5 protein-coding genes are annotated in these 12,317 nt (G+C 31.4%); 1 reads left to right on the forward strand and 4 read right to left on the reverse strand.

Annotated elements, in window-relative coordinates; genetic code table 11:
- Positions 1 to 6 precede the first annotated feature (6 nt).
- The 4 genes from J1D01_RS08290 to J1D01_RS08305 form a co-directional block, all read right to left on the reverse strand.
- The gene (locus J1D01_RS08290) at positions 7 to 3,231 is read right to left on the reverse strand and encodes a SusC/RagA family TonB-linked outer membrane protein (protein WP_421150497.1); all 3,225 of its coding nucleotides are present in this window, start codon (positions 3,229 to 3,231) and stop codon (positions 7 to 9) included.
- Between the two features lie 28 nt (positions 3,232 to 3,259).
- Entirely contained in the window at positions 3,260 to 5,539 is a 2,280-nt protein-coding gene (locus J1D01_RS08295; protein WP_421150498.1) for a fasciclin domain-containing protein, read from the reverse strand.
- A gap of 402 nt (positions 5,540 to 5,941) precedes the next feature.
- Positions 5,942 to 10,138: a hybrid sensor histidine kinase/response regulator transcription factor gene (locus tag J1D01_RS08300; protein ID WP_421150499.1), complete on the reverse strand. Its 4,197-nt coding sequence runs from the start codon at positions 10,136 to 10,138 to the stop codon at positions 5,942 to 5,944.
- Between the two features lie 167 nt (positions 10,139 to 10,305).
- Positions 10,306 to 11,325 (reverse strand): LacI family DNA-binding transcriptional regulator, encoded by a 1,020-nt coding sequence (locus tag J1D01_RS08305; RefSeq protein ID WP_372936448.1) that lies wholly within the window; start codon positions 11,323 to 11,325, stop codon positions 10,306 to 10,308.
- 137 nt (positions 11,326 to 11,462) lie between these two features.
- Here J1D01_RS08305 and kduI point away from each other — a divergent pair, with 137 nt between their 5' ends.
- Positions 11,463 to 12,305 carry a 5-dehydro-4-deoxy-D-glucuronate isomerase gene (gene kduI / locus J1D01_RS08310; RefSeq protein WP_372936445.1) on the forward strand — a complete coding sequence of 281 codons (843 nt, stop codon included), beginning with the start codon at positions 11,463 to 11,465 and terminating at the stop codon, positions 12,303 to 12,305.
- Positions 12,306 to 12,317 lie beyond the last annotated feature (12 nt).

Below are 12,317 nucleotides of genomic sequence, written 5' to 3' on the forward strand. Positions count from 1 at the left end.
ACAGTTTTAAAATGTAAGGTTTAATCCTACTGTTATTTGTTGAGACCTTGGTGTTTGATTTGTATCATACCCCAATTTTTTCCAATCACTACTATTTCCTGTTTCAGGATCTGCTCCCGAATACTCTGTGAATGTTAACAAGTTTGTACCTGTAACATATACTGAAGCATTTGTGAAATTTATTTTCTTAATAAATGTTTTTGGCAAATTGTATCTTAAGGTAACGTATTTTAATCTTAAAAACGAAGCGTCTTCAAGAAAACGATCTGACCCTAAAGTGTTTACTGGACTGTTAAATACCGCTCTGGGAATATCTGTTTGGTCTCCTTCAAATCTCCATCGGCGTAATGTTGAAGTACTCTGGTTATCAAAACTATCCATACTTTCAGCATTCATTCTGGCTATATTTATGACTTTTTGATTGTATCTGTAATTAAAAAAGGCATTTAACCTGAAGTTTTTATAACGGATAGTAGGGCCGAAACCACCATATAATAATGGGTTGGCGTTACCTAAATACACTACATCTAGCCTGTTTATATTACCATCTTTGTTAACATCTTCATACATGGCTTCTCCTGCTTTAAATTCGCGGGTTCTGTTAAACACCATGTTTTTAGGCTCTCCGTTAATATCATAAATAATATCTCCATTTTCATCTCGCGCTACTAAATCATCACTTGTACTATATACTCCTAAGTAACGGTATCCGTAAAAAGACCCTATTGGGTTACCTTCTTGTATTCTTTTTAAATAACCATCTGGACCTGTTGCTAATGGATTACCGTCTTCAACATCTTGAGCATCGGTAATTTTTGTTATTAAGTTTCTGTTTCTAGCAACGTTAAAATTAAAATCTAAACCAAAATCTTTATTATCTATTACTTTAGTTCTAACACTCAACTCAAAACCTTTGTTACTAATATCTCCTAGATTAAGGAATGGAACTGATGAAAAACCAGAAGTTGTTGGTATTGATGTATTTTTGGTTAACATATCATTAGTGTCCTTTTGATAAAATTCAAGGTCACCACTTACTCTTCTGTTAAAGAATGAATAGGTAAGCCCTATATTTTTTTGAACAACTGTTTCCCATCTTAAATCTGTTAACTCCATATTGTTAGGGTAAACAGGTCTTTCATCTAAATAATTGTAACTATAGGTAGAATAAGTGTTGTATTGCCCATAATTAAAACTTGGTGAGTTACCATTTACACCATAACTAGCTCTAATACCTAGCTCATCAATAAAATCATATTCTTCCATAAATGGTTCACTAGATAAAATCCACTTAGCCGCAATACTAGGAAATGTACCATACCTGTAGCTACTACCAAATTTGGAGTTTCCTTCAGAACGGATACCACCACTTAAAATATAACGATCTAAATACTGATAGTTAAACATAAAGTTGAAAGCCACGTTTCTATTTTGAGTAAAACTAGAACTTAAATTATTTCCACTTCCTTCTATTCTTGTAAGTGCTATAGGTGTTTGTATAAAACTACTTGGTGAGTTACTTGTTTGCGAAGAATAACCCTGACTAGTTTTTTCATAAGTTTGAATAGCTCCACTAGCAAAAAGCGAATGATTATCTCCTAAACTTGGATTCCAGGTAAGTCTATTATCTGTACGCATTACAAAAAACTCTGCATCTGCAAAAATGGCATTGTTGGCTGTTGAGTTTGTCCAAGATGCTCCAATAGCTTCTTCTGGTATAAACCTAGACGTTTTATCAACATTAATATCGAACGAAATAATAGACCTAAACTCTAAAGGTTTAATAGGCTTATATGTAAACCTAAAAATTGGTGTAATTCTATTATTCTCTATATTCCATTCAGACAATTTAGCCATTGCTACGGGGTTGTAGTATGTTGTCCCAGACCCTTGAAAAGCATCTACTGGTGTAAAATACTGGTCTGTTAAATTACCATCTTCATCAACTTGATAGATAGATTGATTTGGCATTTTTATTAGTGCTAAAGACCTAATATTATTATAAGAACGATCTAATGAACCATGAGTATAAGATAACTCTGAAGTTATTTTTATTTTATCAGAAATATTATAATCTAATATAGCTCTGGTAGTAAATAATTTATGTGCACTCCCTACTGTGGTACCTAATTGATCCTTGTAACTTGCAGATACACGGTACGAAGATTTCTCACCACCACCAGATACACCAAGAAAATGCTCTTGGGTAGATCCTGTTTGGGTAATTTCATCTATCCAATCAATGTTTTTATTGTATAAATTATATAATTCATACTCTGGATCATACTCTATTTGAGGATAAGATGCTTGGTTAACAGCAATAAGCTCATCTTTTATTAATGTAGAATATTGATCTCCATTTAACATTGGAATTCCATCTGGTTGCCAACCTACAGTACCTTTATAACTATATGAAAATCTAGCTGGTCCTTTTGATCCACGTTTGGTTTTAATCATCAGCACTCCATTTGCTGCACGAGACCCAAACTGTGCGGTAGCAGCAGCATCTTTTAGCACCGATATTTCTTCAATATCATCTGGAGAAACTCCAATCATTGCTGCATATTGTTCTTCATCGGCCGATCCAAAATCAAAAAGTTCATCAATTTCAGTTTCAAAAGGCACACCATTTATTACAATTAATGGTTCTGAAGAAGCATTCAATGAAGATGTACCACGAATACGAATAGACATTCCCGCACCCGGTTCACCAGAATTAGCAACAATATCAACACCACTTAAACGCCCTTGTAATTGATCTACAATACCAGATGATACTGTTTCACTAATTTCTTTAGTGTTAATGGTTTGAATAGCTGTTGCTATTCTACGTTTATCTATTTCAAACTCTCCTGTGTTAACTTTTTTGGTACCTCTTAATACAATGGCATCTAGCTCAGAGATATCTTCTTTTAAATTAACATTAATAGTTGTTCTATTTCCAGGTACTTCAGACTTGGTTACAAAACCTACAAATGAAAAGGTTAAGGTGTTATTAACGTTTTTAACAGCAATAGAATAATTACCATTAAAATCAGACACCACACCATTAATAATACGGTTATCGCTATCTTTTTCGGCTATAGTTGCTCCTGCAAGAGGTAAACCATCTCCCTCTGATAAAACGGTACCCGATATAATAGTTTTTGATTGCGCAGACATGTTGTATACTGATAGTAACACACACACTACTACTAAGACATATGAATATGACCTATATTTATCCTTCATATTTAATAAACTTTAGTTTGTTAGTTAGTTATTTTATATAATTATCTATTTCGTGAATTACTACCTTTTTAGATAAGAGATTTGAGATTCCACTAGTAGACACGCTTTCATTTGTTTCTGTGTTGGTAAGCGTAAGTGATGAAGTTGCTTTATCATTTTCAACAACAAACTCATCATAAACAGGTACAAAATCTACTACTCTACTGTAATACATTGAAGGAAAGGTTCCTGTTACTCTTCCATCAGCAGGAATTGCTTGTTGTATAAAATGCTTTTTAGCAAAATCTAAAAGTTCTTTCTTAGCAATTGCAAGACCTAAATCATCTAAAGATGATAAATAACTTGGGTCTGGATTTGGTATAACACCATCTGCCACAGCTTGGTCTATTGCTTCATTGTTAGGAACTAACAACGTGAACGATTTTTGTAAGTTTAAGAAGTTTATTAATTTATCATCTGAACCTGCTATATCTAAAAGAGCATCTGCCCCTTCTAATACGGCAATAAAGTTTGCAAAACTACTAGGGTAGTCTGTCATAGCTCCATAGGTAAAACGTAGCGGACGCTCAATAGGGCCACTCATTTCATAAAACTGACCATTATCTGTTTCTCTCACAGAGACAACATCTACCTGATTACCATTAAGTATATCTCCTCCACCAGCTATTTTTCCTCCAGAAGCATAAATAAACTCACCACTTTTAGTTTCATAATAGTTATTAGAGTTAAAATCTACTTTTTCTTCAACAATTTGGTTCAACACTATATCTTTTAATGTTGTCATTACGTAAGTAATATCTGAAGAACTTGGGCTAGAAGTATTTGGATCTGGGTATATACGATTGTTAGCCTCAACAGGATCTCCTTCAACCTGCATGTATATTACCGATAAATCTGGTTCAAAATCTACAATAGATATTTTTCTGGTTGCACTATTTGGATCTGCAATATTTTGAAATTCATGGTTTTTAATTCCAAAAATAGAGAAGTTAATTCCTTGACTTTGCAATGCCTGGTCAATACCTAACTCTTGTACTGCTTTAAGCATAATTGTATAATCTGGATCTAACAATAGTGGCCCCATAGTAGACCCAAAACTATTATTAGTGTATACAGTATTAATTCCTACAAAGAAACCATTACTACAAAATTTCTTATCTACAACATCTTCTTCTTTGTAATCAACTAAATTTAAAGAGACGTCATATGATTGCCCGAAGTTACTTGGACAAATATCCCAGAAATTAGTAAAGAAAAATGGTTTTATAAATTTCCCTAATACATCTAGAGGCATATCGTCATATGAATTATAAAATTGCCCTAGTATGCTATTACCATCTAAATAACTTTGAAGCGCATCATTGGTTGGCACTAACAACCCAGTTGCATTAGCTAAAGTTCTATCAACATTACTAAGTAACTTTGGGAAATTTTCGTCATCTGGATTATAAGGCAACAAGTTTTCTGCAACACCTGTAGCAAAACTTAACCTATAAATGGTTTCTATTTCACCTGTCTCAGGATTTTCTTCCTCACCAACTTCATTTATTTTTGCAAAACGCTCTAATATTTTTTTAAACATAGAATACTTTCCTTCATATTCTTCAGAAGAAAGGTTTTGATAAAGGTTTTTTCTTGGCTCTATTACCTTATCTAAGGCATATATCATTCCGTTCTCTGCAATAATATTGGCTTGTTCTACATTAGCTTCAAACACCTTCATATCACCTTCATTAAATTGCTCTCCAGGAAACATATAGTCATAATCAGATGTTTCTGTTGATGCTTTTACATCAAAATATGAGTCTAGGAAGTAACATACAGGTTTTATTCTGCCATTACTTGTATCTATTGGATATGTACCTGGTTCTGGTTCTTCCATTAAATGAGGATAATCTGCAGCATCAATAACCTTAACAGGATCTTGGTACTGAGTTCTTCTTTTAAAAGCATTACCCTCATAAAAACCACTACTATAATAGGTTAGTGTAGTGGTGTTCCAAGCATCAATTATTATTGAGTATTTTACGATATCCTCAATTCTTTCTGCAGGAATAGCATCAAAAGAGCCATATCCTTCAGCTTGCATAAATTCTTCAAAAGCTTCGTCTGTTGGAGCAAATATGGTCCAAGACCCTCCTTTTGTTAAAGGCTCTTTATAAGAAGTCTGATCTAAGGCTTGCAAGTAGTAGTTAAACGTGCCTAACGCTTCTAACTGCGGGTAAATTGTCCCTACTAAATTGTCTGGACGAGCATATTCAAGTGGATCTGGTTTACATCCAAAAGCAGCTATAATTATGAACAACATAATCACAACCTTTTTGTGCTTCATTTGTTTTGCCATACTTAATTATTAATTTTAGAATTATTTAGATTGATTGTTAGTATTACTTATTCTTAAAAACTGAAAAAAGTTGACGGTAGTTTTTAACAATAATTTAAGACAAACTTAAAAAAGAAGAGCTATTGGTGATATAAATTATAGTTCTTTAAAGATAAATTATTGTCCTTTTCACTATAAAATATAACTATTTGAGCATATTTTTAACAAAAGAGCAATAATTTACATTAAATAATAACAAAACAATATATTCTTTAAAATCACTATTTTTTTAACTATTATTTAACTGATAATTTAGCGAATTTTTACTAATTATTTAAAACAAAGATGTAATTGTAATTTATATCAAAGACAGACACTATGAAGATTTTACTTGTGTGCTGCCTTATTTTGCTCTATAAATTGACTAGGTGTTACATTAAAAAGCTCTCTAAAAGTTTTACTAAAATATGCCGTAGAGTTAAAACCAGCCATATGTGTAACTTCTTTTATAGAATGCCCATTTTTAAGCAATAACTCTGAAGCATATCTAAGCCTTATGGTTCTTATAAAATTACTTGGATTACTACCTGTTAAAGAGTTTATCTTTCTATAAAATTGTGAGCGACCAATATTCATTTCTTTTAGCAATTGTTCTTGTTTAAAATCTACATCGCTAACATTATCTAAGATTACTTTAGTTACTTTATCTAAGAACACTTCATCTAAATTATTTGTAGTAACCTCACTAGATGGAAAAACACCTCCTATTTCAGAATAGCGTTTTCTTAATCTTTTTTTAGATTCTAATAAATTATTAATTCTGGCTTTTAAAACACTAGTTACAAAAGGTTTTGACAAATACCCATCTGCCCCGTGTTCATAACCTTCAATTCTGTCTTCAACTTGTGTTTTGGCTGTTAATAAAATAACAGGGATGTGAGAAGTTTCAAACTCTGATTTAATTTTTTGACACAATTCAAAACCATCCATTTTAGGCATCATTACATCACTTATAACAATATCTGGAAGGTGTTTTTTTACTTGCAATAAACCATCCACTCCATTTACAGCTTCCTTAACTATAAATGATTTTTTAAGGTCATTACTTAAATGTACTCTTAACTCTTTATTATCTTCTACAATAAGCAACGTTGGTTTTTTAACATTATCTTTTTCTGATGTATTAGTTTCATTGCTTTTGGAGTCTTGCATTATATCATCATTAGATATTAACATATCATACTCTACTGCTTTCATAGAGTTTATCAAGAATTCATTTTTAATATTTTCTACCTTGTCTGGTTTAGCATTTAAATTTAGAGGCAATTTAACAGTAAATTTTGTTCCTTTTTTAGGTTTACTTTCAACAAATATTTCTCCTCCAAGAGACTCTACTAAACCTTTAGTAAAGTTAAGCCCTATTCCGGTACCTGTTTTGGTTGGATCTAGATTATAAAACCTTGAAAAAATACTTTTTAGTTGATCTTTATCTAGCCCCACACCGGTATCTTCTACTATTATTTCAACATAATCTTCTAATTTCCCTTTTTTAGAAAGCATATACTTTGCTTTTCTTTTATTAGGCTCTATTTTATTAATTGAAACTGTTATATCACCCCCTCCATTAGTAAACTTAATGGCATTAGAAATTAAATTGGTTATGATTTTTTCTACTTTATCAAAATCAAAAAGTGCTACAATTTTTTGTGGCGAACATTTAAAAATATAATTTATTTCTTTTTTAAATGCCAAACCTTTAAATAGTGAAAATATATCTTGACCAAACTTAACAATATCACCCTTTTCTAATTGCACTGGGGCTTTTCCTACATCCATTTTTCTATAATCTAGTAATTGATTTACTAAATGTAACAAACGCCTTGCACTACGTTGAATTGAAAGCGCTGATGTTTTCACTACTTCTGGATCATTGTTAAAACTTGATAAGATTTTATCAACAGGATTTAAAATAAGCGTTAAAGGTGTTCTAAATTCATGAGATACATTAACAAAAAATTGGAGTTTCATTTGGTCTAACTCTCTTTTTTGTTCTTCTTGCACTTTTAAAGTATAGTAGTACATTATAAGCCAAAAAACCAAAGCACCTATCACAAAATAAATTAAATAAGCCCACCATGTTCGCCATATTGGTGGTAATATTTTAACATTTACAGATGTTGTTTGAGCTTCATCCCACTTGCCGTTAGTTGATGCTTTAACTTCAAAAGTATAACTACCAGACTCTAAATTTGAGAGATTTACCACTCTATTAGAGCCTATATTTATGAATTCATCATCAAGTCCTTTCATTCTGTATGCATACTGAACTCGTTCTGGATTTTCTAAATAAAGTCCAACAAACTCAAATGAAATATAGTTTTCATCATATTTTAAGGTTATATCTTTTACCTCAGATATTCCTTTATTTAAAAGTACCCTACCGTTTAAAGAATCGCCGGCAACAATAAGCCTATTGTTTAACTTAAATTTAGTTATTTGAGGTTTTATATCTACCGATTCTGGCAAAACAATTTCGTTTGGATGGAAAATATTAAAGCCATTTATTCCTCCAACAATAATGCGTCCATTATTGGTTTTATATATAGATTTACTTTGAAATTCTGGCCCTTGCAAGCCATCATGAGCATTGAAATTTTTAAACTGATGCGTGTCTGGGTTTAACATAGATAGCCCTCCTTTAGTAGCTATCCATAAATTATAATTATCGTCTTCTTGAATACCAACCACCAAATTATTTGGTAAACCATTTTTAGAAGAATATGATTTTACTAAACTTAAATCTGAATTAAGCTTGTAAACTCCATTATCTGAACCTACCCAAATATTACCATTATGGTCTTCTGTAACATAATTTATTCCTGCGCCATCTAACCCTTTTTCTTTAACCAGTTTAAAATCAATGTTTTCAGGAATATATGCTTCTAAATTATTTAAATCTACCACATTTAACCCAAGTGAAGTTCCTATATAAAGGCGGTTTTTAGAGTCTATAAACGAGCAAATAATGGCATTACTAATTAAACCATTTTCTTTATTATATTCATTTTTATAGTTTGTAAAACGTTTTGTTTTAGGGTCATAAAGGCTAATACCTTCTGTTCTTAAACCAAACCATATTCTTTTTTTAGAATCTTCAACTCCAGTCCATACAGAACTTTGGCCTATAGAATATGGATTTTTATCATCATGTAAAAAAGATTGAAAAGTACCAGTTTCTGGATTAAATTTATTCACTCCACCATCTAAAGTACATACCCATATGTAGCCATCATGACTTTCAAAAGTATATAAGATTTTATTTGAACTAAGCCCCTTAGGGTTATTAGGGTTACTTGAATAGTGTTTAAAAGATTGCGTTTCCTCGTCAAAAAGATTAAGCCCTCCTGTATAAGCGCTAATCCAAATTCTACCCTTAGAGTCTTGCAGAACAGATTGTACTGTTTTTTGACTTAAGCCATTAGGTGTATTAGGCTGATAATAGTAGTGCCCAAATGAGTTAGAGAGATCTAACATACTTACCCCCTTATCATAGCTCCCAATCCAAAAAACACCACTTCTGTCTTCTATTATTTTGGTTGGCTTATTATTAGGGAGTGAGAAAGGATCTGAATGATTATTTAAGATGTGTTGTTTTAGTTCTGCTTTACCGTTATTTTTCTCAAATAAATACAATCCAAACACATCTGTAGACACCCAAAACAAACCTTCTTTGTCTTGATAAATATCATAAATTGGAACTCTTTTTTTTGCCAACCTAATATGCTTAAAAGTATTACGCTTTCTATTCCATAAAATTAAATTAGAAAGGTCATTTCCTATCCAAAAATCGCCATCGGTATCTATAAAAACTTTTTTTGGTATATGGTTTAACTCATAAGGTTCTTCTTTCTTAATGTAAACTCTATCAAAATTATCCTTTTTAGCATTGTATCTATTTAGATGTTCTCCATTAGTACCTATCCAGATGTCGTTATTTTCATCTTTTGTTATAACATTAACACTGTTATTATCTATAGAGTTTATATTAGATTCATCATTTATATAGTATGAGAATTTATAGTTTTCTTCATTTGCTATATAATCGCTTAGCATTATTTTTATTACACCAATATTGGTTGCTACCCATAAGGTATTGCTAATTCCATCATATAATAAATCATTAATAATTTTTTGCGAACTAGAAGGTAATGATAACCTGCCATATAAGTTAATTCTAGTAAACTTATTGGTTTGCTTATTAAATAAGTTTAATCCGTTAGTTGTGCCTACCCATAAATTACCCTGATTATCTTCTTCAATTGCATTTATTCTATTATTACTTATAGAAGTAGAATCATTTAAAATAGATCTAAAAACTTCAAATTCATAACCGTTATATTTATTAAGCCCATCAATAGTTCCAAACCATAAAAAGCCTTCTTTATCTTGAAATATTTCAACACACGTACTACTTGACAGACCGTTATATGTATCTAAATTTTCAAACTTTAAGTTTTTAAACTGACTAAAGCACAAATTAGCTACTAAACAGTATACAGCAATAATGTATTTTTTTAAAAGCATTTCTATTTAAAACTATTAGTTATTTTTTAGAGTATTATTAAATTAAACTTACAATGTTAATTATACAAGCCTTATTTAACAGACTTAAATTAACAAAAAATATAACTATTATAATGAGAATTTAAAAAATTATACAAAGGCTAAAGTTCAACTATAAAAATCTAGCTTCAAGTTTTTTTTGATGAATTTCTTTCTATTAAGCTTGTTGCTAGGGTAATGGTTTGTCCTTTATCTGGTATTTCTTTTTTTACAATATATTCTAACAATAAACGTGTTGCTATTTTTCCAATTTCTAAACCAGACTGATCTATTGTTGTTAATGACGGCTCTATAACCGTTGAAATAGGCTCATTACTAAAGCCTACTATTGCAATTTCATCTGGTATTTTTATTTGCTGTTCTTTAATATATTTCATAGCCCCAATAGCTGCAACATCATTTGCAGAAAAAACACCATCAACAGTTTGTTTACTATCTAAAACATTTTGCATGTTACTATAACCATCTTGTTCCATTAACCTAGAAGTTATAACCAATTCTTTTTTAAATGGAATTTTGTGTTTTTCTAGTGCTGCTTTATAACCATTAAATCTGTTTTTGTAAATTTCTAATTCTTGAGGCCCAGAAAAATGCACTATATTTCTACAACCTTTAATTATTAAATGCTCAGTGGCATCAAATCCTCCCTTAAAATCATCTATTAGAACACTACTATACCCCGGCAGGTTACAATGCCTATCAAAAAAAACAAGCGGAATATTGCTTTTTTTAGCCACTTCTAAATGATTATAATTTAAGGTTTCCATTGAAACTGAAACCAACAAACCATCTACTCTATTAGCAACTAACCCTTCAATTATTTTCTTTTCGCGTTCAAACTGCTCTAAAGATTGACAGATTATAACATTATAACCTGCCAAATAAGCTGTTTCTTCAATACCTTGTATTGCTGACGAAAAAAAATGACGCGATATTCTAGGAACCACCACCCCAATAGTATTGGTTACATTTTTACGTAAATTAGAGGCCAGCATATTACGCCGGTAACCTAATTCTTGGGCCTTTGCTAAAATTTTAGCTTTAGTACTTTTTGTTACTCGCGGACTATCATTTAAAGCTCTAGAAACCGTAGAACTATCAATACCCAAAGCTTTAGCAATGTCGTGTATTGTTGGCTTATTATTCAAAATTCAAGTTAAAAAGTTTAGTTTTACGATTACAAATATAATAAAATACAATCGATTGTATTTGGATATTTTTTCATATATTTACACAGTTTTTTTCTTATCAAAAATTGAATTAAAATTTACAAAAGCTAAATATCATGAAAAACAATTATGAAGTAAGATATGCAGCATCTCCACAAGATGTTAAATCATACGACACAACTAGATTAAGAGACGAATTTTTAATTGACAATTTAATGCAACCAGATGAACTAAACTTAGTTTACTCTCATTATGACAGGTTTATATCTGGAAGTGCTGTTCCTGTTAAATCTTCTTTAAAGTTAGAAGCTATTGATCCGCTAAAAGCAGATTACTTTCTTGAAAGACGCGAATTAGGGATTATAAATATTGGAGGTTCTGGAACCGTAAATGTTGATGGTACAGAGTATGAATTAAACAACAGAGAAGCTTTATACGTTGGTAGAGGCAACAAAGAGATAACCTTTACAAGTAAATCGGCTAACGAACCTGCCTTGTTCTACTTAAACTCTACACCTGCTCATAAAGAATACCCTAATAAAAAAATAGGAATTGATGATGTTGAAGTTGTTCAGTTAGGAGCACCAGAAACTGCAAACGCAAGAACCCTAAGAAAATACATTGTAAACAGTGTTGTTGATGTTTGCCAATTACAAATGGGTATGACAGAGTTAAAAACTGGTAGCGTATGGAACACAATGCCTGCACACGTACATGACAGAAGAATGGAAGTATATTTCTATTTTGATGTTCCAGAAGATCAAGCAGTATGTCATTTTATGGGGCAACCTCAAGAAACCAGACACATCTGGATGCAAAACCATCAAGCTGTAATTTCTCCAGCATGGTCTATACACTCTGGTTCTGGTACAAGCAACTACACATTTATTTGGGGAATGGCTGGTGAAAACTTAGACTACGGAGATATGGATCATTGTAAAATAAACGAACTAAAATAAAAAACCAAAACA

The organism is Seonamhaeicola sp. NFXS20 (assembly GCF_049132085.1).
Classification (GTDB): Bacteria; Bacteroidota; Bacteroidia; order Flavobacteriales; family Flavobacteriaceae; genus Seonamhaeicola.

Coding starts and splice junctions, on each gene's coding strand:
- J1D01_RS08290 (WP_421150497.1), bottom strand. CDS start 3,231: ATGAAGGATAAATATAGGTCATATTCATATGTCTTAGTAGTAGTGTGT.
- J1D01_RS08295 (WP_421150498.1), bottom strand. CDS start 5,539: ATGTTGTTCATAATTATAGCTGCTTTTGGATGTAAACCAGATCCACTT.
- J1D01_RS08300 (WP_421150499.1), bottom strand. CDS start 10,138: ATGCTTTTAAAAAAATACATTATTGCTGTATACTGTTTAGTAGCTAAT.
- kduI (WP_372936445.1), top strand. CDS start 11,463: ATGAAAAACAATTATGAAGTAAGATATGCAGCATCTCCACAAGATGTT.